17 protein-coding genes are annotated in these 25,683 nt (G+C 49.1%); 4 read left to right on the forward strand and 13 right to left on the reverse strand.

Features of this window, described 5'->3' with window-relative positions; translation table 11 throughout:
- Positions 1-161: 161 nt before the first annotated feature.
- Positions 162-305, forward strand: coding sequence for a hypothetical protein (locus MSNKSG1_RS19195; protein WP_160164263.1), 144 nt, complete (start codon positions 162-164; stop codon positions 303-305).
- A 244-nt stretch (positions 306-549) separates the two neighbouring features.
- Here MSNKSG1_RS19195 and MSNKSG1_RS02350 read toward each other — a convergent pair whose 3' ends face one another.
- Together MSNKSG1_RS02350 and MSNKSG1_RS02355 are read right to left on the reverse strand one after the other, a co-directional pair.
- Positions 550-2,283: an McrC family protein gene (locus MSNKSG1_RS02350; protein WP_201764935.1), complete on the reverse strand. Its 1,734-nt coding sequence runs from the start codon at positions 2,281-2,283 to the stop codon at positions 550-552.
- On the reverse strand, positions 2,280-4,274 hold the full coding sequence (locus MSNKSG1_RS02355; protein WP_008937634.1) for an AAA family ATPase: 1,995 nt from the start codon (positions 4,272-4,274) through the stop codon (positions 2,280-2,282). Before MSNKSG1_RS02355 ends, MSNKSG1_RS02350 begins: the two co-directional genes overlap by 4 nt.
- A gap of 260 nt (positions 4,275-4,534) precedes the next feature.
- Between MSNKSG1_RS02355 and MSNKSG1_RS02360 the strand changes: the two genes are divergently transcribed.
- The 3 genes from MSNKSG1_RS02360 (at position 4,535) to MSNKSG1_RS02370 (ending at position 9,680) form a co-directional block, all read left to right on the forward strand.
- Positions 4,535-7,942 (forward strand): TM0106 family RecB-like putative nuclease, encoded by a 3,408-nt coding sequence (locus tag MSNKSG1_RS02360; protein WP_008937635.1) that lies wholly within the window; start codon positions 4,535-4,537, stop codon positions 7,940-7,942.
- Between the two features lie 171 nt (positions 7,943-8,113).
- Entirely contained in the window at positions 8,114-9,043 is a 930-nt protein-coding gene (locus tag MSNKSG1_RS02365) for a hypothetical protein (protein WP_008937636.1), read from the forward strand.
- 4 nt (positions 9,044-9,047) lie between these two features.
- Entirely contained in the window at positions 9,048-9,680 is a 633-nt protein-coding gene (locus MSNKSG1_RS02370; protein WP_008937637.1) for a hypothetical protein, read from the forward strand.
- 145 nt (positions 9,681-9,825) lie between these two features.
- On the opposite strand, the gene MSNKSG1_RS02375 is transcribed toward MSNKSG1_RS02370, so the two are convergent.
- The 11 genes from MSNKSG1_RS02375 to MSNKSG1_RS18835 all read right to left on the reverse strand — a co-directional run bounded on the left by MSNKSG1_RS02375 (position 9,826) and on the right by MSNKSG1_RS18835 (position 25,642).
- Complete coding sequence (locus MSNKSG1_RS02375) at positions 9,826-12,888, reverse strand: type I restriction endonuclease subunit R (protein ID WP_040886570.1); 3,063 nt, start codon at positions 12,886-12,888, stop codon at positions 9,826-9,828.
- 4 nt (positions 12,889-12,892) lie between these two features.
- Positions 12,893-14,038: a restriction endonuclease subunit S gene (locus tag MSNKSG1_RS02380; RefSeq protein WP_008937639.1), complete on the reverse strand. Its 1,146-nt coding sequence runs from the start codon at positions 14,036-14,038 to the stop codon at positions 12,893-12,895.
- Positions 14,039-15,529, reverse strand: a complete 1,491-nt coding sequence (locus tag MSNKSG1_RS02385; protein ID WP_008937640.1) for a type I restriction-modification system subunit M — start codon at positions 15,527-15,529, stop codon at positions 14,039-14,041.
- Positions 15,526-17,025, reverse strand: coding sequence for a type I restriction-modification system subunit M (locus MSNKSG1_RS02390; protein WP_008937641.1), 1,500 nt, complete (start codon positions 17,023-17,025; stop codon positions 15,526-15,528). The genes MSNKSG1_RS02385 and MSNKSG1_RS02390 overlap by 4 nt, the downstream gene beginning before the upstream one ends.
- A 170-nt stretch (positions 17,026-17,195) precedes the next feature.
- Positions 17,196-18,092: a hypothetical protein gene (locus tag MSNKSG1_RS02395; RefSeq protein WP_008937642.1), complete on the reverse strand. Its 897-nt coding sequence runs from the start codon at positions 18,090-18,092 to the stop codon at positions 17,196-17,198.
- Positions 18,093-18,156: 64 nt separating this feature from the next.
- Positions 18,157-18,744: a hypothetical protein gene (locus MSNKSG1_RS02400; protein WP_008937643.1), complete on the reverse strand. Its 588-nt coding sequence runs from the start codon at positions 18,742-18,744 to the stop codon at positions 18,157-18,159.
- Between the two features lie 210 nt (positions 18,745-18,954).
- Positions 18,955-20,328 carry a TnsD family Tn7-like transposition protein gene (locus MSNKSG1_RS02405; RefSeq protein WP_083870941.1) on the reverse strand — a complete coding sequence of 458 codons (1,374 nt, stop codon included), beginning with the start codon at positions 20,326-20,328 and terminating at the stop codon, positions 18,955-18,957.
- A 4-nt stretch (positions 20,329-20,332) separates the two neighbouring features.
- Positions 20,333-21,280, reverse strand: coding sequence for a TniQ family protein (locus tag MSNKSG1_RS02410; protein ID WP_040886571.1), 948 nt, complete (start codon positions 21,278-21,280; stop codon positions 20,333-20,335).
- A 1-nt stretch (position 21,281) separates the two neighbouring features.
- Complete coding sequence (locus MSNKSG1_RS02415) at positions 21,282-22,694, reverse strand: AAA family ATPase (protein WP_008937646.1); 1,413 nt, start codon at positions 22,692-22,694, stop codon at positions 21,282-21,284.
- Positions 22,678-24,684 (reverse strand): integrase catalytic domain-containing protein, encoded by a 2,007-nt coding sequence (locus tag MSNKSG1_RS02420; protein WP_040886572.1) that lies wholly within the window; start codon positions 24,682-24,684, stop codon positions 22,678-22,680. Before MSNKSG1_RS02420 ends, MSNKSG1_RS02415 begins: the two co-directional genes overlap by 17 nt.
- A 157-nt stretch (positions 24,685-24,841) precedes the next feature.
- Positions 24,842-25,642 carry a TnsA endonuclease N-terminal domain-containing protein gene (locus tag MSNKSG1_RS18835; RefSeq protein WP_083870944.1) on the reverse strand — a complete coding sequence of 267 codons (801 nt, stop codon included), beginning with the start codon at positions 25,640-25,642 and terminating at the stop codon, positions 24,842-24,844.
- Positions 25,643-25,683 lie beyond the last annotated feature (41 nt).

Raw genomic sequence — 25,683 nt, forward strand, 5'->3', positions numbered from 1 at the left:
GTAATTCTCAAGATGAATGGCGTAACTCTGCTTTTTGGCGACATCGAATCAAGCTTTGCCAGTTCATTGCTTAATATTGATTTAACTAATTGTTTTAAAACATTTTTGTGACATATCCCGGGAAGAGGCTAGGATCTCAGAAACTGCACAGGAGATCTGGAATGAACGCTGACACAATTATCAAAAACTGGTATCTCGTCGATTTCACTCAAGAGGGAGAGCGTATTGAAAAAAGGGTTCTTTGGGGCATCGTGGCTGAGGACAGAAAGGGCCGACGGATGCCCGGTGATTGGTGTTGTCCTTGAGGAGCTTGGGAAGCAGCTGTTTAAGACACGGGACAGTCTTTACCAGGCAAGTGGGGAGGGAATTCGTATGGAAGCTCCGGTTGAGAGCCTACACCTTCTTCGAGCCGGATACTCACCAGACCAGTGGGAGGCTATTGCCAGCTTTGGTGATAAGCTCGAAGGTATCTGAAGTCGCATATTTTTGCTTATGTTCTTCTATTTGAAGAACACGTTGTCGAGCACGTGACATGTGACATTGTGGACTCTAAGTGCTTGGGCGCTTTCTCATTGTCCTTAAGTTCACATTCTCCTCCAGGTGGGCGCTGATTCCTCCCAGATCACTTGCGATCTGGCCTTGGGCGATTTTCTGATACTTTTCTTTTGTGATGCGTAGTCTCCGAAGAAGGGCATTTACGGTTAAAGGGAGCAAAAGCATCCCTGTGCTAACTTCGTAGTTGTAGCGTGGTTCTGTCGCAAAATATTCGAAGCCGGCGATCCACTCCTCGTCGGAATAATCGTCAATTGGATCCCCTAAAGATCGAGACATTGCAGCATTTCTTCGAATGAGCTGGAGTTCCCCTTCAAGGCCGAAATGTTCGTTAAGGCGTGGCCAAAGTTCAGTGCCTGACTTTCCTCCCAACACTTTTGCGACGTCATCTAACGATTCGAGCCTTTCGGATAAAAAGCCTTTGCGCTTGCTCGGTTCGTCAGGAGACAAAGCTGGAACGTGATAGATCCAGTCGCCAGGGACTAATTTTTTTTGGTGCAGGTCGAAAGGCACGCACCAGAGATGAAGATGTTCTGAAAAGCTCAGCTTTGCCAGCGGTTCTTGAAATTCTGAATGGCGCGGATATATCAGCACCATATGGCCATGGCCATTTTGGTACTTCTGGCCGTACGCAAAGAGTTGGTATAGGTCCGCTTGGCTAATGCCATACTTTTCTGCCGCCGTACTTTGGGTGGAGTTCAGAAGCTTCCACTTGCAATCCATGACAGTTCGCAAACCGACATGTGAAAGGAGGAGATCAGGCTTGAGCTGGAACCATGCTTTCTCCTCCCCACCATCAGGCGAGTGGTGGACCAAATATTGGCTGGCAGTTTGCGCCGTAATCTTGGCGTCTGACGGTAGAGATTTTCTCAAATGGTGTGAAACGTAATTCTCGAAAAGTTGCTCCATCGGGAACAACATGGCAATGCCACTGTGAAGCCCATGCTGAAAGTTCGGATTCAGTTGCTCAAGAACAAGAACGCACCAAGGTTTGATGGATCTGTATGGCTGCATCAATTTACTGTCTTGCCATTTGGCGATCTCAGGCAAGGGCTTTCTGAATGAGTTAATCACCGAGAGCTGGTGCGCGAGTGTGTTTGCCATGCGCCAGTTGTGACTGTCCTTCGTCAGCTTTAAGACGTAATCCAATGCTGTTTTGAGTAGACGGTTTTCAATTCGATTTGGGCTGAAAACATCATGGCGGATGTTGAACCAAACGGCTTTTGAAGGCGACTGACGACTTTGTTTTCCAACGTCTAGCTGTCCTCGAACAAATCGGCTTTCCTCCTCCACATTTTGATAATCGAATCGTAGGCCTCTTTTTACGAGGCTTGTGAGCTGGATAAGAAATTGCGAGATGATCCACTCATGCAGCGGGATATCCGAGCGGGCAAGATCGGCGGCGTCACCCTCTTTGAAGGGTAACTGGTGAGAACAGGCGAGCATCTCCTGAAGCAGTGCCCGAAGACTTTCTGGCCTTTGAGGCGACGCGATTTCGGTTTTGGGCAGAATCTCGATGCCTTCTCCAGAAGGGCTTTGCAGGTAACCGACGTAGCTCCCGAGCTTCAGATATTGCTTCTGATTGCGTATCACGAGTTTCGAATCTTGATTCCAGCGCTGATGCAAATCCATTAGCCAATCAAAGGTCGCATTGGATACCTGGCCGACATCCATGCTGGGAGAAACCTCGGGATCCGCAGTTAACGTTGCGTATTCACGAACTTGAATCACCGGACTGTTCCAACAATGTGTTGATAGGCCTCGGGCTCGTCGAAAGCCTTCTCGTTGATCCGGAATCGGTTGTCCGTCAAATGTTCTGCGATCTCGCCAGGGAAAAGGTCCGACAGTTGCCGCGTACGCGAGCTGACGCTTGTTGTTCCGGGAGTGATGAACTTGTGTTCGGAGGCTTTCACAGGATCATTCAGGACCCAGCCGATACGTTCATAATCTTCGAAAAAGTATTCTTGAAGTAGTGGGATCACTTTGTCGCGGAAAATGTGTTTTAGAACGATCCTGCGCTCTGATTCTGAGGTGATGTTGGCCAGCTCCATAAAATAGGCATGGCCAATCTGATGTTCTGAATCCAGCAGAACCTCGATCCTTTGGTTCATCAGATCGATGAGCATGTCGATTGGTGTATCGTAAACTGAGACGCCTGATAGGTGGCTTGGGTCAGGCAGCATTTCCATAAAGCTGAAACGTCTTCGAAGGGCCAAATCGAGCTGTGCCAGCGATTTGTCTGCGGTGTTCATTGTTCCGATGACGAACACATTGGACGGAACTGAGAACTGCTCCTTGGAGTATGGGAGTGTGACTGTTTGGGCGTCAGGGGCTCCGGCTCGTTTGCTCGGCTCCAAAAGTGTAATCAATTCGCCAAAAATGCGGGCGATATTGCCTCGGTTGATTTCATCGATAATCAGTACATGTGGTGGGGCATCCTCCTCCGGCGTTTCTGTCGAGACCATTTCCAGTAGTCGACTCGTGTTTAATTTCGAAGGTTTCAATTTATAAAGGGTCATCTGAGTAAACTGGCTACCGTACAACTCGCTCACTGGGCGCGAATTTTCGTATACCTGGAGCCATTTCACATCACGGGCCTGATGGAACCAATCCGGTTTGTCCTCAAGGGTTCTGTGATGACCTGTAACTTCAGCAACTGCGCGGAAACGGGAGTTGCCGTCTGATATGACAAGCAAGTCGCCTTCTTTCACTTGGTTCCTGAAGGTGTTAACGGCCCGAAACGCGTATTCCTGTTTTTCGGCAGGGTAGCGCTCCAGATATCGCTTTTTTACCGACTCATAGTCGTCGCATCCTGAAAAGTCAGCGTCTCCTCCCCATCCAAGTAGCACGTAATTATTTTCGAGGCATTCAGTGAATACCTCGCCTGCTTCGGCCGTTTGTGAATTGCCAAGGGACATTTTCCAGACTGCACGAGCAGATAGGCTTTCCGGAGAAATTGTCTGATGCGCGATTACTTTTCTATCGGCATTTTTGCAGAGTGTTTTGAACACGCCGTCGCGGACCGGGTAACGAAGTTCGCCAGTCTCCGGATCGGTTTCTGCCCGAATACCCTCGATAAAGTCCTCATATGCGAAGCTCTGATGGAAGGTGGTGAACCCTATTCTTTCCTCACGAACCAATTCATCAAACCTAGCCTTCAGGGCCGCACGGCCTTCAGCTGAGGCCGACGGATCTATATTTTCTCGATACCATTCCGGGTCAGCGATCTGAACGGCCAATGCCGTTGTTTGGTAGGTTTTTCCGGTTCCGGGAGGACCATAGAGAATTTGGTTGAGGGGGAAACGCATCGAACTCTCCTGACTTAGCTTAGGAGTATTACCAGGAAAAGGGCTGACCGCGGCTTCTTGTCGGCCAAAAATCTCCACAACTGCTGCAATTGCGTTGGTATCTTCAATATCGGCTGGATAGCCATGCTGTGACTGTCCATTGAGTTTCGGAAACTTGCGATAGCTTGTGCTTTTGGCGGGTGTTGGTGAGAGGTGAAGGCCTTTAACGTTTTGTACTTCCCTTTCAAGCTTACCTGCCATCGGAGGAAAAACGAGTGGCTCCTTCTGAACCGAAGATCCGTCTCTGCGCTTAACGTAGAGATAGATGCCATTACCCATGTAATGCTCATAGGCATACGAAGGATGGTTCTTCCCTGGCTCGATATCGTAACCAAGCTTAATGAGTTCATTGTGGATTTGTTCCGAGTCCAACATCAAGGTTCTTCCCTGCGTAAGGCTGGTGATGTAAGCGAATGTCTGTTGATGAGTGAACCCTGACTTTTGCGGATCCATTTTTAGAATGCAAAGCGATAAAAGGAATCCTGGTTCACAGTATAGATAATATTGTTGGCCCGCTTAAAAAATGCAACCTACATTGATAATTTAGACGAGTGTCGGCGTTCCACCTTACTTTTGCCGAATGACCTCGCTCCTCAATTACCCAATCGAAACTGCACATACGGAGTTTGCAGCTCATGAAATTCACGGACGAAAATTTTCAGCTCACAGCGACAGACCTCGTTGCACACAGCGCCTGTGATCATTTGATGGGGCTTGAGAAGCGGGTTGCGCTGGGCGAGCTTTCTAAACCAGATCACTACGATCCATTGCTGGATATTCTGCGGGAGCGCGGTCAAAGGCATGAAAACGCTTATCTTGAATACTTGAAGGAGAGTGGCTTTGTTGTCACAAGTATCGATGGCGTCGAGGTAGACGATCAGAGCGTAGGTCGAACCCTTGAAGCCATGAAAGCCGGGCAACACGTCATTGCACAAGCGGCCCTGAGAAGTGATGGCTGGAGCGGTAGAGCAGACTTCCTTCTTAGGGTAGAAAAGCCAAGCGCACTCGGTGATTGGTCATATGAAGTCATAGACACCAAGTTGGCCCGCGAGACGAAGGGCGGTACGGTACTCCAGCTATGCCTTTATGCGGATCTCCTGTCGCGCGTCCAGAAGGTTGACCCCGAGTTTGTTCATGTGGTGGCTCCTTGGAGTGATTTTGAGCCTCAAAGTTATCGGTTCGCGGACTATGCAGCCTATTTTCGGCAGGTTCGAAAGGCAGCGGAGCAAGACATCAGCTCCGAACATTTTAGTGAAACCTATCCAGACCCTAAGTCTCACTGCGATGTTTGTCGTTGGCAGAACCAGTGCGATCAGCGAAGACGTGAAGATGACCATCTGTGTCTGGTTGCCAACATCAGCAAGGCGCAAATTGTTGAGTTCCACGCCAATGGCGTTACCACAATGAAGGAGCTTGCCAAGCTGCCAACCCCGATCCCCTTTGAACCCAGACGAGGAACAAAACCTTCTCTTGAAAAAATCAGGGCACAGGCGGCCATTCAGGTTTCTGCGCGGGAGAAGGGAGAGTTGGAGTATGAATTTCTTGAGCCTATTCCAGGAGCAGGGCTCGGCGCTTTACCGGAACCCTCTGAGGGCGATGTGTTCTTTGATATCGAAAGCGATCAGTTTGTCGGAGAGCACGGGCTGGAATATCTGTTTGGTTACGCCTTTCAGGGCGAGGACGGAGGTCTCCAATATCAGGCTAAGTGGGCTTTTGACCGGAATGAAGAGAAGGAGATCTTCGAACGGTTTATCGATTTCGTTACTGAGCGTCGTCAGCAATATCCAGATATGCACGTTTATCACTTTGCCCCCTACGAACCATCGGCATTGAAACGTCTTATGGGGCGATATGCCTCGCGTGAGAGCGAAATCGACAATCTGCTCCGAGGGTTGGTGTTCGTTGATCTGTTGAGTGTCGTACGAAACGGGCTGCGTGCCAGTGTGGAAAGCTACTCCATCAAAAAGCTGGAACCGTTTTTCGAGTTTGAGCGAAAGATCTCACTTCACGATGCCAATGTGGCTCTGACTCAGCTGTCGTCTCACATCGAACTGGATGACTTTGATTCAGTGACCGAAGAGACCCAGTCGATTGTTGAGGCTTACAACGCAGACGACTGCTATGCGACGTCTGCTTTGAGAGATTGGCTCGAAAGGTTGCGTGATGAATTAATCAGCGAAGGCCATTTGATTGATAGGCCCGAACCAGGAACTGAACCGAGCGAAGAAGCTGACGAACAGGCGCAGCGTATTCAAGCATTGGTTGACAGCCTGATTGATGGAGTTCCGGTAGACGACGAGGAGCGCACTCCCGAACAACACGGACGCTGGATTCTGGCCCATTTATTGGAATGGCATCGGAGAGAAGAAAAGTCTGTTTGGTGGGAATACTTCCGATTGTGTGAGTTGCAGCCGGATGAACTTCTGCGGGAGCGAGCTGCGATTTCAGGACTTGAGTTCGTGGGTACTGTCGAAACCTCAAAACAGGGCATTCCGACGGACCGGTACAAGTTCATTCCTCAGGATACTGAGGTGCGAGCCGGGGATGAGCTGAAGGCTGCTGGGGGCGACGATCTCGGTAAGGTTGAAGCGGTGTCCATGGAAGATGGAACGCTCGACATCAAGAAGAAGGGAGCAACCGCAGAGATACATCCTGAAGCGGTGTTCTCCCACACCCTCATAAGGACGAATGAGCAGAAGGCCGCGCTTTTCCGATTAGGGGAGTACGTCGCCGAACATGGCCTTGAGGGTGAAGGCCGATATAAAGCTGGCCGGTCAATTTTACTTTGCTCAAAGGTTGGTGAGGATGGACTCTCTCTTCAACATGAGGGTGAGCTAACACTCGATGCTGCGCTTAGAATCGCCCCGACTCTGAACGGTGATGTCTTGCCAATTCAGGGGCCGCCAGGAACAGGTAAGTCCTTTACGGGGGCTCACGTTATCTGCGATTTGGTTGAAAAAGGGATGACTGTCGGAATAACAGCGAATAGTCATAAGGTCATCCGAAATTTGATCGATAAAGCTCTCGACGTTGCGGTTGAGAGAGGCATTGATCTCAAATGTATTCAAAAACCTGCCAGTGGCAGTAAAGAGCCAGATCAACCGAACCTGGTTTTTGCCAAAAGCAATCAAGCACTATTCAAAGCGTTGGAAAAAGGCACCGCTCAAGTTGCAGGCGCGACGAGTTTTCTTTGGGCACGTGAAGAGGCAGAGGAAGCGCTTGATGTGCTTATCGTTGACGAAGCAGCTCAGATGGCTCTGGCGAACGTTGTAGCGGTTTCTGCGTGTGCAAGAAGCCTGATCCTGCTTGGTGATCCGCAACAGCTTGAACAGCCGACCCAGGGCTCACACCCCGATGGAGCGGACTGTTCTGCCCTGGACCACCTGTTAGAGGGGCATCAGACCATTTCTGACGATCAAGGTCTGTTCCTGGGGATCACTTACCGCCTTCATCCAGAAATCTGCCGCTTTAATTCGGAATTGTTCTACGAGGGTAAACTGTCCTCCATCCCGAAGGCGGCAAATCATGAGATCAAATCTGAAGGCTCTCTTTCTGGCACCGGCTTACGGTTCGTGCCAGTTGAACACAGTGGCAACACGAGTAGTTCAACTGAGGAGGCGGATGAGGTCTTCCGAATCGTCAACGAGATCTTGAGCAGCAATACGACTTGGATTGATGGTGAAGGGTACGAGCACGAATTGACTCTCGCGGATATCCTGATTATCGCCCCTTACAACGCTCAGGTATTTGAGATTCATCAGAGGTTGCCCGATGCAAGGGTGGGCACTGTCGATAAATTTCAGGGCCAGGAGGCACCCATCACGATCTTTTCAATGGCGACCTCAAGTCATGCCGACGCGCCAAGAGGCATGGAGTTTCTCTACAGTCCGAATCGGCTAAATGTGGCGATTTCTCGGGCCAAGTGTTTGGCGATACTGATTGCGTCACCCGCTGTTTTTGAGGCGGAGTGCAGAACACCGAGGCAGATGCAGCTGGCTAATGCATTTTGTCGATACATCGAGTTATCGAAAAATGGCATTTAAAAAAGCTGACTTGGAGACGAAGATTAAGGTTCAAGTTCAGCTCGGTCAGAAACATAAATCTTGGCTGAGAGGATTTACCCTAGGGCTCAGGAACCTTGCACTTTCGAGGGTCTTAGTCCGTGTGGTAGCTTCAGTAAACGAAAAGAAAATTACTAACATGGATGGCTCCAAATGCTAAATCCCTATGAGCGCTGGATTTATTTCCACCGTTTCATTCTTGATAGTTCACCTTCTCATGCGCCGCAGATTAATTTGAAAGAATGTATAGACGAGCTTCAGAAACTCGTTGACTCCGGCGGCGCGTTTAAGATGGTTGAGAATGACGAAGCTTGTTTTCGAATTCGTGACTTAAGAATAAACGAAGAGAATAATTCGGCCGTGTTTTTGCTGATGTACTCCAACTCGAAAGCTAGCGACCCCGTTTTCAGCAAGCTGACAACAACAGACCTTCGTCCTGAGCCCAAGCTCGACGGCGAGGGCATCGCTGTTTCCGCACATGCAGTTTTAAGCCTTTCGCCAACAGAAAATGGAGGTAACGAATTTTTGTTTTTGTTGGAGGAAGTGCCAGGCCTTGGCAGGTCAGGTTTGGAGGGATTTTTCCAAACCATGTTCCGCGCGGTCACGAAAGGAAGATTGCACTTCGATGATGAGGAGGAGAATGGCCGAAGTCGTGCATACCGCCCTCGGGTACGAATACTCGCGACGCCAAGTAAGGCCTTCCAAGAGGAGTTGGAGGGTTCAACAGTCGATAGCATAGAACTGGTAGAGCGTATAAAGATCAGTCACTTCGATGAAGAGCACTATTACAAAGAGGACGTCAGAACTCTCAAGCTCAAGGTCGTGGACGGGAATGGCGAGAAGCCAACTTTTATCGAGAAGCTGCGTAAGAAAGCCAGAAGTGAAGGTTTTGATGATCTTAAAATTCATTACAAGAAAAACGGCGGGAAGAGGAAAACTGCTGTGATGGGCACGGATACAGACGATGTCAAGGATGCACTCGTGGGGCGCGTTGAATACATAGAGCATGCTCCTGGCTTGTCGCAATGCAGTGACAAAATCGTAAGTTCCTACGCCGCAAAAATTCTCGGGCTTTTGGAATAGGATTATGGTTCCTGGTCTTCGACAGCTCTTTACTCCACTAGCCTATTTAAGGATCAGGAATCCAATCAAACCCTGGTTTGATTGGTACATCCCTTTGGCCATAACCGCTTTGGTGTTCACTCTTTTGATGCTTTTGCCTGGCAGGGTGAATCTTTTCGGAGAGACCGGCTTAGTTGCCCATGTGACACAACTACTTCAAATGCTAATTGGGTTTTACATCGCCGCGCTGGCAGCCGTGGCAACCTTTCCATCAAAAGTTCTTGATCAACCGTTTGCCGGAGATCAGGTCCAGATCAGGGTAGAAAGAAAAGGGCAAAGAATACTAATTTCAATTAACCGAAGACGGTTCTTGTCTTATCTCTTTGGTTATCTGGCTTTCCTCAGTCTTTTTCTATTTTTGATTGGGATGTCAATCAGTGTGCTGCATAACAATCTGGCGTCCCTTTTGCCAAAAGAAATGATTACGTGGACCAAGCCAGGGTTTACGTTCGTCTACATTTTCTTAATCTCCAATCTAATGGTCACTACGTTATTGGGTTTACACTACCTAACGGATCGCATTCACAGGCCGCCAGATGGTGATGGCTCTCTATTGCCCAAGACGCGGGATTCGGAGGGTGAATCGGATGAAAACTGACTCCTGAGAGCGGTCTTGAGTTCGCTTCTATTATTCGCACGACTCCAAGCCGAGCTATCCAGTTCCTTTAAAAGGCATTTTGTCCACCTTTATACGTCATCGTTTCTTGACGTATATCTGCGAACAAAGTCACCGCCCTAAAGCTTCAGTAGTGGCCCTTGATGTACTCATAGGCTTTGTTGAATAGGTCTTTATCCTTGCCGAGTCCAAACTGAACCAGCGTCAACATCAGAGCTTTCTGTATCTCTCGTGGTCCACTTGCGGAATTCTGCCAGCCATCAAACCTCGTGGCTTTGACAATCTTGTCGATCTGCTCCACAACATCTTGAATGACCTTTGGCGTCCGGTCAGGCCTGGTTTCCATGAAAAGCTTGGTGAGCGCCTGCACATTGTCTTCTTGAGTGACTGGGCGCTCGCCACTCTGTTTCTCAAGTTCCACGGTCTCTTTGGCGGTATCAAGCAGGCCTTTGAGCCAATCGATGGCCTTAATAACTCCGGCTTCGTATTGCTGTCTGAGCTTTTCCAGGCGTTCACCGAGCGCGACAAATTCTGGACGTCCACTTCCTCTCAACCGTCCCATCAAATCAATTTCGAGTCTGCGCGCGCGCTTCTCTTGTTCCTTCTCTGTGAGCGTGAAAATGGCGTGCTCATCCATCACAAGTTCATCGATGTCGTTCCGAATGCGGTTTATATCGGTGTTCTCGTGAATCATTTTGATGGTTTCAGGCCCGAGCGCGGCCCAGACCAGAGCGCCAGTTTGGCCGACGGGGCGAACACTCTCATAGATTTGAGCAAGCCACTTGTAGTCGGTGCGGTAGGGCGCGAGGAAAGGATCTGGATTGATCGCAGACCAAAGTTTACTGAGTACGCCAAACGCAGCGGCAAATTCGTCCCGCTTCTGGTTGGTTGGCAGGCATTCCTGGGCCGCGATGATGCCCTCAAAGCCTTCAAGGGATCGATCCACTTCAGGGAAGAACGCCAGGCACTTTTTCAGCTGCTCTGGAAGCATTTCCTTAAAGCGTTCGATGCCTTCGACAACGCCCTCGATTTCGTCGGGGTTGTAAGCGAGGGCGGTTCGAAGGTTCTCAAACACACCAAGGTAGTCGATGATCAATCCCATTCCCTTGCGCATACCGTTTGCTTCGTAGAGACGGTTGGTACGGCACATGGCCTGGAGGAGGGTGTGGTCTCGAAGTGGCTTGTCCAAGTACATGCAGTAGCAAATGGGAGCATCAAAACCGGTGAGGAGTTTTGCTGTAACAATGAGAAGCTGAAGAGGGTTCTCTGAATCTTTGTAGGACTCGATCAGATCTTTTTGAAGTTGGTCATCTCCGTCGATCTCCTGCCAACGCTGAAAGTCCTCCTCCGTTATCGGCAGTTCCAATTCTTTGGACCATTTACGCCAGTCTTTGTTTTCCTTCCCATCTTTGCCACCACCCGTCGCTTTAATTGGAGCTTGATCAACATTCATCACCACTTCGACGGCGTCAAAACCAAGCTTCTGGCCGAGTAGGTAATACATCTGAACGCAGGCATCTCGGTCGTAAACAACCACCATGCCTTTCAGTTTTTTCGGCTTCACGTGGCTGGTGAAGTGTTCAACGATATCGTCGCTGATCGCCTCCATACGCTTCGGGGCTTTCAGCATGACTGCCAATTTGCCTGCCCGCGTAGACAGCGCGGTCTTCTCATCGTTGTCCAAGCCGTGTTCTTCAGCTAACCGTTCAAACTCTTTGTCAATTGAGGCTCTGTCGACGCGAAGCTCCGCCAAACGTGGTTCGAATTTCACCGGTACGGTGGCCCCATCGCGGATGGACTGCTTGTAGCTGTAGCGATTCATGTATCTGCCGGGGTCTTCGTCCGCACCAAACAGCTTGAAGGTGTTTCGCTCGATGCTTGAAATCGGCGTGCCTGTCAGGCCGTAGAAGTGTGCATTTGGCAGGGCCCAGCGCATCTTGTCACCAAGGGAGCCCTCTTGGGTCCGGTGCGCTTCGTCGACCAATACAATGATGTTTTCTCGGTCATTCAGGCCTTTGGGATTACTTTCATCAATTTCCACATCCTGGAATTTGAAGATGGTAGTAATCAAAATGCCCCGGCTGTCCTGTTCAATGTGCTCGCCCAGTTTCTTGCAGCTTTGCACTTTAACGAGGTTCTTAACGTCGGCACCGCCAAACGTTTCGTTTATTTGACTATCAAGGTCGCGCCGGTCAACTACCACCAGAACGGTGGGGTTCTTGAGGTCATTGTCGGCTCGCAGCATGCGAGCCGCGTAAAGCATCAGTAGGGACTTACCAGAGCCTTGGAAATGCCAGATCAGACCCTTTTTGGGGTAACCGCTTTTGACGCGGTCGACGATTTGCTTGGCTGCTTCAAATTGAGGGTAACGAGGAAGCAGCTTGATGCGTTTGGGTGGAGTTTTTTTGCCGGTCTTGATTGTTGAGAAGAGAGCGAAGGATTCGAGAATCTGAAGCAGCGTTTGAGGGTTCAGTAATCCTTCAACACTGGCAAGCACTGAACCCATGCCGGTGAGCTGCTCTTCTTCCTGTTGTGTAGTGTGCCAGGGGCCCCAGTCCTTGGGGCCGGCGTTTATCGCACCGTAGGCGAAGCTCCGACCTTCAGAGGCGAAGCACAGCAGGTTTGGGACGAAGAAGGGCTCCGCATTTTTCCAATAATGCTTAGTGCCGCCGATGAAGTCAGCAGCGCCGTCCTGCCAAGTTACACTAGGGCGTGTTGCGGTTTTTACTTCTCCAACAACCAGCGGGATCCCGTTGATATAGAGGACGATATCGAAAAATACCTCCGTGGCGGCGATATAGTGCACCTGTTGCGCCACGATAAAATGGTTGTTTTCGATGTTGTCGAAATCGATTAGGTTGATGGTGATGTGGTCGCCATTTTCGCCGAGAGGTAGGGTCTTCTCAGCCATCAACCACCCTTGGAAATTTTCGTTGGCCTTTACTAGACCAGTATGACGAGCATCGAGTACCACGCCGCGTAGCTTGTAAATCACCTCATCGGCGTAGTCGGGCTGGCGAGCAATATCGGGGTTCAACGAACAAAGTGCGTCCTTGAGCCAAGCATCAACAAAAATATCTTGCGCCTGTTTCGGCAGGCTTTCGCCATGGCAATAAGTCCACTTTGCCCCTCCTAACCCCGTTAAGCGGTCGATAATTCCATCTTCTGTGACGGTTTGTTCGTTAAACATTGGGCTATATCCTAAAAAATGCCTTCTTAATGATTTTTATCTGAACTTCCTTGCTGACTAAGGTGGCCAAAATCGGCTTTACCTGTTCGTACAGCTTCACAATTTCTCGCTGTTTGCTCATCGGCGGGTACTTGAAAGGCATATTCTCGATTTGTTTGGCGTTGATGTTTGGTTGAGCGCCCCCTCTGGCAGCGCTGTTAAGCCAGTTCTTATAAGCCTTCGAAAAAGTAAAGATTTGAAAAAAGTCAGGTAATACAACCTTAGAATTTAGCTTTAACCGTATCAAATATCCTGCAAAAACAGCGTCGCCATACTCCTTTTTGTATAACAGAGTTTTCCCAACGGTGTTTCCACTTCGAGCGATAAGGAAATCATTGTCGCTTAAGCCAAACTTCGATTCGTAACTGCTGTCTACTCCCACAATATCGGTCGAATCTAGCATTCCCGACTCAGAAATGTCAGTTACTCGTATATAACGCGGTCGCCCTTGTGTGTATGGAACCGCTTTCGCAGAGGCACCGTATTCTGGTTTTTTTTCCAAAACGTTTATCAAGGTGCAAGCGGACCAATCTGACGAGTGTTCCCATTGCTCATCAAAAACTGAAATAAATAGTTGCTTGGCCGACTGAAAGGTTTGCTCCACTCTTTCTAGAGCTATCTCCGATCCGTGCAGTATTTTTAAAAATCTGCGTTGAATATCCAAATTTGGAACCGGAAAATACTGAGCAGCTAATACTTTCCATTTTATTGTAGGTGATAGCGATCCCTCGGAAATTGCAACCGCCCTTTCCATGAAAACGTCAGATTGCATAAAGAATGGCAAAAACTCAGGTATCATTGTTTCCGGGTTTGCTTCTAAGACCATTGCATGAGCAGAACAAATGCAGTTCCAAGGAGCCACTGCTACCTTGCGCTGGTATGCACGACGCTTGCCGAAAATAATTTGTCCTTTTTCGACTAACAGCTTTTGCCCTGCTACGTCACTGGGAACGCCGTGACGTTTTATCTTCAAACTATCAGTCTCCAAGTGTTCGAGACCGACATAGATTTTGAGTTCTGTTTCGCTTGGTTCGACTCGCCGGGATATATTTTTAGCGATATCGCCAAACTTCATCACTTGCCAGCCCTCTGGTAATTGTTGCTCAGTCATTTACTGCTCCACCCTGCTTTCAACTGTGTATCCATTCGCTGCAAGGCTTTGGAATAATTTGTTGGTTTGCTTTTTCATTTGCACCCGGCTGACTTTCCATGTCTCGATAGCATGTTCAATATCGTGCACATCACTATTGGTTTTTGCCTTTACATAGAGCGGAATTGAAAGGTTGTAGAGGTTCTCTTTAAGGGTAGCGATATCAACCAAAGCTGTGATGTCGCTTTGCTTCTCAGGATCGAAGTACGCTTCACAGAGCGTGGCCAAATTCTCATCCGATAAGCGGCTGTGGGCGCGCTCACGGGTAACATGCTCCACGCCATTGATAAACAACACCTTGCTTTTGCGCTCAGCTTGTTTATTGCAATTGAGTACCACTACGCAAGATTCCATCGGCGAGTTGTAAAATAGGTTTGGTCCCAAACCAATCACTGCTTCAATGATGTCTGATTCAATCACCTGTTTACGAATGCTTTGCTCGGAATCGCGGAATAGAACGCCGTGTGGCCAGAGCATTGCTGCGCGGCCGGTGTCGGGTTTTAGGCTTTTGATGATGTGGGTGTAAAACGCATAGTCCGCACAGCCTTGCGGTGGTACTCCGTAGAGGTTGCGGCCATAAGGGTCTGCGGCAAACTTGTCCCGATTCCACTTTTTGATGGAGTAGGGAGGGTTCGCAAAAATCACATCAAACTGCTTAAGCCGGTCATTTTCGACAAACTTAGGATCACCGAGAGTGTCACCTCGCAGAACGTCAAATTCCTCAATGTCGTGCAGGAACATGTTCATGCGAGCGATGGCGGAGGTGAGCAGGTTCACTTCCTGACCGTAAAGCTTCACTGAACGCCATTCTTCACCTTGGCTTCGAAGGTCCATAACTGCGTTTAACAGCATGCCTCCAGTACCGCAAGTCGGGTCGTACGCCGTCTCGCCGGGTTTCAGTCCCATGATCCTTGTCATCAGGTGGACTACGGTGCGGTTTGTGTAGAACTCAGCAGCAGTGTGGCCCGAATCATCAGCAAATTTTTTGATCAAATATTCATAGGCCTCACCCAGGTCGTCTTGATTCACCGATTTGATGCCCAGTGGAATTTTGCTGAAGTGCTGGATCAGGTCCGCGAGAAGGTGGTCAGGCAGGCGCTCTTTGTTTGTCCACTGGGCATCACCGAATACCCCGTGAAGTCTCTCGTTCTTGGCTTCGATGAGCCTGAGGGCACTCTGGATTGCCTCACCAATATTCTTGCTGGTATTGCGGACCTTTTCCCATCGAGCCTCTTCCGGAATGTCGAACCGATGGAACATTGGCATGGTGGCGTAATGAGCGTCACCATCGCTTAGTTCCAGTGCTTCTGTGTACTCATCTAAGTAGACGTCGGAGAGACGCTTATAGAAGAGCAGAGGGAAAATATACTGTTTGTAGTCTGAGGCATCGATCTGGCCTCGGAGAAACTCCGCAGCGCCCCAGAGAAGGTCTTCCAACTGTCGTTTGTTCATAGTTCAAAGCCCTCCTGTACCAATAGTTCCTCGAGTTCTTCCTCTGCGTGTTCCAAGGCAGTCAGCTTTTCGTGAAAATCCTTCAAAGCTTCCTCGACTGAGATTGATTCTCCCTCAAGAGGCTTCTGAACGTACTGAGTAATGCTTAGATTGAACTCTTTCTCTGCAATTTCAGATAGGGGCACCCAGCGCGCAGTTCGTTCAATCGGTTCTCCGGCAGGACCAGAGGTCTCCTGATCGCTGTAGATTTTGAAAATTTGATTGGCTTGGGCATCTGAAAGGGTGTTCTGCGCTCGCCCCTTGGTGAAAATCTCCTCAGCATTGATGATCAACACATGGTCTTGATGGGCGGCTGGGCGCTGTTTGCGCAGAACAAGAATGCAGGCAGGTATGCCTGTGCCGTAAAACAAGTTAGGCGCAACGCCGATGATGGCCTCGATTCTGTTTTCTTGTAGAAGCTTTGTTCGGATCTTGCCTTCTGCGCCTCCACGGAACAAAACTCCGTGGGGGAGAACAACGGCCATGCGTCCTTGGTCGTTGAGGGAAGCAAACATGTGCTGAACCCAGGCAAAATCGCCATTGGTTTTTGGGGCGAGTCCGTATCGATTTCGGTCGAAAGGGTCGCTCGACCATAGATTGTGCCCCCACTCTTTGAGACTGAAAGGTGGGTTGGCGATCACGCAATCAAATGTTTCGAGGCGGTCATTAATCAAGAATTTGGGGTGCCGCAGTGTATCGCCTCGCACTATGTCGAAATCTTCCTGGCCATGCAGGAACAGGTTCATCCTTGCGATGGCCTCAGTGGTCAGGTTTTTCTCCTGCCCTTTAATCCTAAGCAATCGCGGATCTCCGCCATTTTCTCGGACATGGTGAATGGTTTCGAGCAGCATTCCCCCTGTACCGCATGCTGGGTCGTAAACGCTCTCGCCGGCTTGAGGGTCGAGGATGTTCACCATCAGCTGGACGATGGTTCGAGGCGTGTAGAATTCACCAGCTTTTTTATTGGCTTTATCGGCAAACCGCTTAATCAGGTATTCGTAGGCGCGTCCCATATCGTCATCACGGACGCTGCGAACACCAAGATTAACCTGGTTGAAGTGGTTCAGCAGCGTGGCCAGCAATTCATCTGGCAGACGGTCTTTGTTAGTCCAACTTGCGTCCCCGAATATCCCATGGAGCTTGTCGTTCGCCAGCTCAATCCCGCGAAAGGCATCCTTGAGCGCCTGACCGATGTCTTTAGTCCGCTCAAATACATGCTGCCAGTGACATTCAGGTGGAATCTGAATGCGGTGGAACATGCTCTGGGCGGCCAGGTCTCTGTCTCCAACCTTCTCCATGGCGTCGGCGAACTCTTCGTCGTAGACGTCACAGATCCTTTTGAAGAACAGAATCGGGAAAATGTAGGTCTTATAGTCAGAAGCGTCGATGGGTCCGGTGATTATGTGCGCGGCGTGCCAAAGGTGGGCTTCAAGATCTTTCAGGTTGATCAGTGTCATGCTTGCTCAAATAGTCCGTTACTGCTCGAATCGGAGGAGAGGGCGATTGGTTTTGCATGCTCTCATTCTGTGTTTTTTCTTGTGGGAGATGGTAGCAAATCTGGAGGGCAGAAAGGGGCTGCGTTTCATAATGCCCTTTGTGGAATTCGAACATTTCGGACGTTGGAGGGTTACGCGGAGTCCAGAGCTGATGCAAGCTGCTGAAGGAAGTTTTGATCTGCTTCGGACAAACGGTCCCTGGGGTTTATGACCCACTCAGTGGCAACCGTCGGCAGGTTCTTTTCTTCGACGCTTGCCATTGTCGATAGCCGAACCAGTGTTCCCATAATCCTTTTGTCTCGCTCTCTATAAACCTTCTCCCATTGGTGTCTTTGTTGGCTGATGAAGTGTTCGATATGACGTGCCATATCAGCGCGTAGTGTGTTTTCATCAGGTTTGACTAAGATTTTGCTTCCGTCATTCGCAAGTTTCGAGATATCGATTGCCACCAGCCCCTTGTGAGCGCTGCCGGGGTTTCGCTTGAAAGCCCTTTCAAGCTGCCTGGATGCATCGCGAATATTTGCTTCGAGTTTGTCGAAACTGGTGATTCTTTTGCATTCAATCCAGACCCTGTTATCCCATGCCTTGAATCCTGTGTCGGTTTTTGCATCGAGCATTGCCGTCACGCCTCGTTCTGGGTGATGCAACCGGGCTGCAACAAGGGCTTCAAATAGAAAGTTACGAGCAATAGTGGTGCGGGGCTGCTCATCCTGCCTCCTGACTGGACCATTGAGCGCCTTGGAGAGCTTCTCTTTGATCGATTGGAGCTGGCTGGGTGGCAGGGGGTGGAACTTCCGGTATACGGCTACCAAGTCATCTGCATCCTGAATTGCATTGATGAATTCGGCGAAGCCGTTTCGAACGTCCTCATCATTGGCGGACAGGTAGTTATCTTTCCAATGTCCAAGATTTCTGTGGTATTGACGGATTCTTCCGCGATTGGGGTCCAGTCCGAGGCTCTCGATCCATTCAATGGTTGAGGAAAGTTCTTCATAGGCTTCTGCATAGGTGGCGGTTGGTATTGCCATTTCGATGTCCTTGCGAATTCATAGCTTGGCGGCAGAGAAATGCCGCCAAGCATTGGAGGGCTATTTAGCTTGCAAAAACAGGAATTGGATCCTCATAGCCTTTCTCAAACTCGTAGAGCTTGCCCTGGAACCACACGTAAAACGCAGGCCAGAACGATCTCTCATCAAGTAGTTTGAGTACTTTATCCAGTGATTCGACGGAGACTTGTTCACTCAGGCGGAAATACATGTTGTCGTAAAGGTTGGTATGAAACCATTCCTCGAACTCGTATTCTGTCATGGTCTCAGAGGGAAGCCTGCCAAGTTCATCATCTGGGTCTGGGCCCGACCACATCATCTTTCGAAAAGATTGGGCGCAGACCATGGGAAGAAGCTCATCGTAGATGAAGGTTCCGTCCTCAGTGATTGAGTCGAAATAGTCCATTCCATCCTTCATATCCATGCCGATGATTGCGCCTGTCTTGAGCGCTGTCTCGGCGGGCAGCAGCACTGCTTTAGCCTGTGTGGCCTGGTGCCAGTTCACAAAACCTGCTTTCTGAGCGGCGAGTTCCAAGGCTTCTGTGTGGGTGATCGATAAGCGGCGCTTGTATTGCTTGGCTATTTGCTTGAGCTGTTGAATGGTTTTCGAAGAGACAGCGGTCGTTACACTCATGTGTTTTTCCTCAATTAGCGAAAAAAATGGTGCCCACTGCCATGATTCGCTGAGAAAATCAGAGCGTAAGAAAAGGTTGGTAAGGGTTGTCCCGTCCGGGTTCGCTAAAGTGGGCAGCGTGCGTCAACCTCGCAGCAGGAATCTTCTCCGACTTTCGGGATAATTTCAACTGGTAATGTATACCGCTACCTCACTGCTTAATCTTTGGGTTTACGTCGGTTGCCCCACTTTCTTGAGAGTTCCTTCGGCGACCTGGTCTTTAATGAGGTTTTGAGTTTTTGGCAGGTTTCCCAGAAACTTTGTCAGCCAGCGATGCCCGCCAAGCAAGATGTCTAACTCTGAAACGGATATTGGCTCCGAGAGTTGCAGTATTCGCTCTTGGATCATTTCGCACACTGCTTCATCGAGAGCATGCCAATTTTTTTCTGGGCGTTGCGGTGGCATCGGTGACGGCAACTGCTGCTCCAGCCAATCCCTGTCGTTGTGGTAAAGCCAGAAAAAGTCCGCATTCCTCGCTGCTTTGATGTCTTTCCGGATCGCGAAAGGATGCTTTTCCATATAATCACGGATGGAGCGTCGGCGCGTCTCCCGCTTGCTGAAAAAATCATCTCTATGGGTGTGGCTCTTTCCAGCAGTTGGCACTCCAAAGCCGGGGAGGATGAGCTGTTCTTCTTCGTCGGCGTCCCAAAACAAATTAGCATCCCCATCGAACAGCCATTCTGCGAAAAGCAGGTGTTTGATGGGGTGTGCTGGGTAATGTGTCTTTGCGCGAAGTAGGGGGCCTACGAACTCGAATGTTAGTAGTTGGTCTGGATACTCGAGCTGGTTATGGTTGTATGTCTTTTCCAGTGTGGCCCAGTGAGCTTTCAAGGCCGGTATGACTCTCCTCATTCGCACATTGCCGTTTTTGGTTAAAAGGCCTTTTTTGTTCAGCTGAATTCGATAGGCCCTTCGATAATCGGGAAACCGTTGCCGGGTTTGTAGCTGCTGGACCACTGAAGCGCCAAAACGGGAAAGTTTCACCGAAGCGTTCTCGGCGGGGATTACGTTCATGTGGGAGCGAGGCAAAATCAATGAACGATCGAGCGAGAAGTCACTGATGGCTGTACAGAATAATTGTGATGCATGGGTTGGGCAGGCATTCACGCCGGGCAGTTGATGACTGTTTCGGAAGTATCCAACGCCTATCTGGTTCACATCTTCGGCCAAGCACATCGGACAATGCTTATGGCCGGTTGTGAATTTGAGCTTCGACTGCGGGAGCCCCGCCTTTTCGCCCACATGGCTGCCAAAATTCAGAAACATCGCGCGTTTTAGTTCCTGAGCCCTTCTTGGGGTTATGAAGCTCGCGAATAGAGGATACAGCGTGTGGTTCCACAGTAAGGCTTCGGGGGGCAATCCGAAGTAATGCCCGGTCTTCTCGAGTTGTGACGGTAAATAGGCGTTGATCCTGGCCCTATTGGACGAATACAGCGCTGAGTATGATGCGGACTCGTCCACGTTCCCTGAGAGGAGATGGTATCGGCTAACCAGGCTATAAACAGTCTCTCCTGGAAATGGCTGAATATGTATCGAGCTGGTCATAACGTTAAAGCCCGCGAGACCATTCTACGGGGTGCGGTGACAGGCCCGCAGCCCAGATCGGTAGCAGGTAATAAATGGGGTGCCGGATTTTGGGATCCGTTGATTCAAAGGTTGCTCGAATGAAGTTTGGTCGCGCTCTACCCCGGTAGGTCAGTCGGTCGCCCTGATAGAATTCGAAGATTGTCTCCAGTAGCGGTATGCCCGCGACGTCTTCTACGTAACCAACGATTTCCTCGTACCTGCGGGTTCTTGCCCATCCAGGCTTTTTAGGCACTCCCCAGACGTTTTCGAAGGTTGCTTTGAGAACCTCAAGGCCGACCCAGCTGCCAGACGCCTGGCAGCTCGCGAATAATTCCATTAGCCAGCATTCCCAGCGATTCTCCATCAAATTGTCACTGCCTTGGACAGTGTTTTCATGGGCATCTCGAGGTAGTTGAAAATCGTTTAGGGTCTTTAACCCGGAGCTGAGTAGCGGTGCCTGATGGATTTTGCATCGCTTGATTGATGGTATTTGATGACTCAGGTGCCAGTACCCGAAGCCCACTTCTCGCGTGTCCGTCTTGATGCATTCGTTGCAGAACCTCCAAGACTTGTCGAATGTGAGCATTCGGTCATTCATGAGAGTGTTGGGGGCGGGAATGGAAGATTGATCGTTTTCCCACGCTGTGTGTAGCTGGTCTTGGATTCTCGATGGTAGGGATAGCTTCAGGAGTGGAACGAGCGTATGGTCCCGAGCGACCTTGCTCAGAGATTGCATGAGCAAGGTCGCGGCAGTCTTGAGCGCCGTATGGAAGGTTTGGTTGGAAACGTCCTGCGGCTTCAAGGGGCCTGCTGCTAATCCAAGCTGCGCTTTCGTGCGATCAATTGTAGCGTTGCCTGCAATTTGGTGATATCGAGCAAAAATGGAGAACAGGTGCTCGTCAGGCATCAGAACAGGGAAAAACGAGACCATGCTATTCGGCCTCTCCACCAAGAAACTCCGCGCCTTTGCCTTCTGCTAATTTTGTTTCGAGATTTTCTTTGATCTTGAAAAGCTGCCGCTTCTGGCTTGCTGACAGTCCAGCCTCAGCAATGGCATCATCCACATGATTTTTGACCATTTTGGCTGCCTCGCCCCGGAATTCTTCGGTTTTCGCGAGATTTATCAAGTGTCCGATTGGCACAGAACTGCTTCCTCCCTCGAGCCAAACGGAAACTGGCAGCAGGTCCTCGTATTGCCTTGGGTTTCCCTTCCGCAGTGCAGACAATGCGTGCCTCAATAACCCGAAGTGCTGCTTATAGACGCCCCTGAGGGTTGATGCTGAAATGGACTCGACTCCGGATGAGATTGCTTCAAGGTTCGCAAGTTGCATGAGCTTGAACAGGCAGAACGGGATCCCTTGTGAAAGCTCGTAAAGTGTATTCTCGAGTTTCTGGTCTAGTCTCTTTGGATTTTTCACCCACTGGAATGTCCAGACTGCACGGACAAGAGTCTTCCAATCTTGTTCGTCATTCTTGAGCTGGCCCAGTTCGTAGAAACCGGCGCTTCCCGCGCGCCTCCCCGACCTGAATTTTGCGCTGAAAAGCCGCAAAGCTGCTGGTGTGCCAACCTTAATGATTGGGATTTTTGCGTTATTGGTTATCGAGTCGAAGAACTGAAGTATGACTTCGTCACCGCCTGCCTTCGCAACGTTAAGATTTTGAAACTCATCTATAATAATCATTCCGACGCAATGACTTGCACAGATCTGATGGATGGCGGTTTCCAACTCGCTAATGCCTTTCCGGCTGTTGCTATACTGCACGTAGTAGTTGGTTTCGAGCGCCTCATCTAAGGCAGAAAAAAAGCTCAAACATAACGCCTTTCGAACCGCATCCGGTGGAATCTCAATTTTCAAATACACAACTTGCTTCTGTATGTAGGGTTCGTCGTTATAGCTTTCATGCTCAATGACCTGGGGGAAGCACGACAAGATACTGTTGATGAGTGTGCTTTTCCCAGCTCCAGACAAGCCGGTTATGAGTATCGAGTCCGCAGTGGTTTTACTGTTGATCTGTACGTTTTGTGTTACTCCATAAAGCCACTGCTCAGTCGCTGGTCGCAATGGATTTCTGTCCTGATACCCAGCAATCAACGTCGTGTACATGGTTGCGTAGACATCTTGGTAAACCGAGAGTGGAATGACGCAGCGTTCCAATCGTTTGGTGATAAGCTCACGTTCGTGATCATGCCAGTCGCGCTGAGCAGGATTGAAATCCGGTAGTCTGGCGACCGCATCAATGAGCCGGTTCGGTGAAAGCCTTCCTGGAATCGCTTCAATGAGTGGGTTGCCCTGGTTTTCCTCCAAACGCTGAGATAAGTATTCTGCTTTAGCTATCGTTGTCATCGGTGCTCCCGAAAAGGTTGTTCATTGCATCTTGGTGTGCGGTGTTGCGCTTGGAATGGTCCTTAGTGCCATGTGCGATGTCTGGCTGTTCAGCAATGCCATACTGTGAATTTGTGTAACGTTGCAGCCGCTCGCGTTCCTGCTGCTGCTCGTGTTCAATGTCGAGCCCGCGATTCTCGGTTATTGATTGCGTCTTGATTTCTGAGACAGGCAACCTGATCTGCTCAGACTGAGCCTTCTTGACGAGCCGTTTGGTGTTTTCGAGGAGTGACAGTTCTGAGGCAAGCACCTCTGGTGCCTGTTCAAGCTCCTTGTTGTGCTCGCGGCTCAGCTGAACTTCCACTTCGTCGAAAGAACAACCTTGGAATCGAGCGGAGTCGTGCTTCAGAAAAGCAATCTGTAGGCCGTCAGATGTGCACAAAAAAATTCGATCGGTACTATGACGCATAAATCGAACATCAAACCTTTTGGTTCGATTCCGATTCATGCTTTGATCTTGATGACCGTTCACTAAGGTCCATTGGCAGGAATACCAAAGTTTGTTGAAGTAAACTCCCTCCCGATGTACCGATGCCTCGCCTTTCTCAAGAAGGTTCAGATAGAGCTGTTCTTCCGAAAGCTTCTTGCCCGAGAACGGTCGATGTTTTACGCCCCAGTTCCAAACATCTCTTCTATGGAATGGAACTTCATCAATTGTCATTTCCCGAGTGAACAGCCGTGATGAGCATTTCTCAAAGTTGTTGTGATGAATAATGTACGGAATTAATCGGCGATATAGTTCCGGAAGAGTTAGGACCGCATCAAGCTTAGGATCTTTTGCTCCCCTGGTTTTATAATCTTTTTCGACAAATCCGGGCAGGCCGGAGAGAAGATTGTTGTTGTAGTGGTCGAAAGATTTTTCCACCAGCCCTTTATCATCGCCACGGTAGGCGCGACCAAACTGTACTGTTATACCCAAATCTTCGATTAGACTCTCCGAACGCCTAGAGGTAAGTTCGGCGTTGTCGCCAAATAATTTCAGGCAAGGTACTGCCATAGGCCAGTCACTTTCAGTGATGGTGAGCCCGAATTCTCTTGCAAACGAAACTTTTGAGCGAAATGCATTGAAGAGTGCAAGTCGCATTGCATCAAATGAGCTGGAAAAGAGCGAAACGTAAATGCCTACTATGGCTTCTGAAAAGACATCCACTACAGAGTAAATGGTGGGCCTTCCCACAATTAAGGTCCGCAGCTTGTCGAGTTGAGACACGAGATATATGTCGCCCGGAGTAGCGTCAATTTGATAAATTTCGCCTGGCCCATTAGGCACAACTATATCGCCGGATCTACCCTTGAGGTCTTTATCGTATTTGCTGCTCCCCATTCGCATCCTTGGAGCGTTGATTCCCTTTTCATTTTCGTAGGATTTCGTCCAGCTCCTAAACTGGGACATGGATGGGTAACTTTGGCCAGGCAAAATTTCATACCTAATTTCACCGTCTGGTTGAACTCGCATGCAGCCTGAGAAATGCAGCGCCTTAAAGTGTTCGTAAACTTTGGTGAGAGGTAGGCCTCCCGGGATAAGGTAATGCTTCTTAAGTACTCTCTCGAGGTTGCGCTCGTCCTCCGGCGTTTTGTGTTTGTAAGGAGCTTTCGGAGACTTAGGCTTGCGACCCAAACGGACTCCGGATAGCCTCCGCTTATTGCCTTTTCGATTCCTGTTATCCGGTAGGAGAGCGTTCTTTGTCTGGCCGAATTGAAGGAAAAGGTAGATCCATGTATATATTTGGGAGCGCCTCACGCCGGAGGCTTCTGCCGCTTGGGAAACGAGCTTTGAACCGTAAGTTGGTATCAGGAACTCCTCAAGGTTTTCGATAATAGGAGCTATCGCACTGAATTTTTTGTCACGTTTCTGGATTGCTTTCGATGTTTGTTGATTATCAGGAAGTAAACGAAATGATGGTAACTCCATTTCTGCCGTTGTAATTAGTCCGCCTTCAATCCAAACCATAACTGTCGTTAGTGGGAAGACGCATGGCTTCCTTGGCTTTCCTGTGTAATTGATAAGAAATATACGGTTCGTACGATAATCACTGAACACCACAACCATAGTTTCAGATATCGGGCTTCTACTAATGTCCTCCAAAGGCAATAGCAGCGTGTTTACACTAAGCATTTATGACAATGCCTAGGTCGATGGGTTTTTTTTCAAGATGGATTGGTATATTTAGATTGACGGCTATGATTCGATGCCAAAGGCAGTGAAATAATACCGATGATGATAGTTTATAATCTATGTTTAACTTTATAGATGTTTCTTCTATGGCGTCTGATATGCTTATGTTCTTTTTTTCCAAAATTGCTGATTGAAAAATTTTAATCCAAGAAGGTATCGAAACGGAATTCGTAACTGAAGTTTCGGCATAATGTCGTAGAAGGCCGAGATTCATACAGGCAATCGTTTTAAGCTGATTGTCTAGGACGATGTGCCACTTAACGCCCTGTAATTCCCAATAGGCCTTCTCTATGGCCTGTTTCTGTATGGTGCGATCATGCTCCAGTGCCTTCATTGGCTTAACCGAATATGCTTCCCACTCGCCGTTATCAAGCTGGATGAAAAAGTCAGTGGTGAGGATCATATCTGTTGTTGTACGTGTATACCTTGGATGATTAATTTTCAACTCGTTAGCAATCCCTTTTGTCATGCTTAAAGGAAGCATGGGAAATTGTTCGTATATTGAAATAACCTCTGGTTTAAATTCCAAGTTTACGAAAAAGCTGTATTCATTAGCTGACAGAAAGTGATGAACACGATTGGACTTGATGCCTCGACACCTGTGTTTTGTCCCAAATGACGGAACATCCTCGGTCCTGATAAATGGGTTATATCTGCCTTTGTTCCAATCTGTTTGCCAGGTTTTTACCCACCTGTCTCTGTCGATACTCTTTATGCCCCGTCTTTTCTTCATGATTCACCCAATTAAGTTTTTCAGAATGATATCAGTCGTAA

This window comes from Marinobacter santoriniensis NKSG1 (assembly GCF_000347775.1).
GTDB classification, from domain to species: Bacteria; Pseudomonadota; Gammaproteobacteria; order Pseudomonadales; family Oleiphilaceae; genus Marinobacter; species Marinobacter santoriniensis.

Coding starts and splice junctions, on each gene's coding strand:
- MSNKSG1_RS18835 (WP_083870944.1), bottom strand. CDS start 25,642: ATGAAGAAAAGACGGGGCATAAAGAGTATCGACAGAGACAGGTGGGTA.
- MSNKSG1_RS02410 (WP_040886571.1), bottom strand. CDS start 21,280: ATGGTCTCGTTTTTCCCTGTTCTGATGCCTGACGAGCACCTGTTCTCC.
- MSNKSG1_RS19195 (WP_160164263.1), top strand. CDS start 162: ATGAACGCTGACACAATTATCAAAAACTGGTATCTCGTCGATTTCACT.
- MSNKSG1_RS02375 (WP_040886570.1), bottom strand. CDS start 12,888: ATGTTTAACGAACAAACCGTCACAGAAGATGGAATTATCGACCGCTTA.
- MSNKSG1_RS02400 (WP_008937643.1), bottom strand. CDS start 18,744: ATGAGTGTAACGACCGCTGTCTCTTCGAAAACCATTCAACAGCTCAAG.
- MSNKSG1_RS02420 (WP_040886572.1), bottom strand. CDS start 24,684: ATGGTTTGGATTGAAGGCGGACTAATTACAACGGCAGAAATGGAGTTA.
- MSNKSG1_RS02395 (WP_008937642.1), bottom strand. CDS start 18,092: ATGGCAATACCAACCGCCACCTATGCAGAAGCCTATGAAGAACTTTCC.
- MSNKSG1_RS02380 (WP_008937639.1), bottom strand. CDS start 14,038: ATGACTGAGCAACAATTACCAGAGGGCTGGCAAGTGATGAAGTTTGGC.
- MSNKSG1_RS02415 (WP_008937646.1), bottom strand. CDS start 22,694: ATGACAACGATAGCTAAAGCAGAATACTTATCTCAGCGTTTGGAGGAA.
- MSNKSG1_RS02370 (WP_008937637.1), top strand. CDS start 9,048: ATGGTTCCTGGTCTTCGACAGCTCTTTACTCCACTAGCCTATTTAAGG.
- MSNKSG1_RS02405 (WP_083870941.1), bottom strand. CDS start 20,328: ATGACCAGCTCGATACATATTCAGCCATTTCCAGGAGAGACTGTTTAT.
- MSNKSG1_RS02390 (WP_008937641.1), bottom strand. CDS start 17,025: ATGACACTGATCAACCTGAAAGATCTTGAAGCCCACCTTTGGCACGCC.
- MSNKSG1_RS02355 (WP_008937634.1), bottom strand. CDS start 4,274: ATGTTGGACTCGGAACAAATCCACAATGAACTCATTAAGCTTGGTTAC.
- MSNKSG1_RS02385 (WP_008937640.1), bottom strand. CDS start 15,529: ATGAACAAACGACAGTTGGAAGACCTTCTCTGGGGCGCTGCGGAGTTT.
- MSNKSG1_RS02360 (WP_008937635.1), top strand. CDS start 4,535: ATGAAATTCACGGACGAAAATTTTCAGCTCACAGCGACAGACCTCGTT.
- MSNKSG1_RS02365 (WP_008937636.1), top strand. CDS start 8,114: ATGCTAAATCCCTATGAGCGCTGGATTTATTTCCACCGTTTCATTCTT.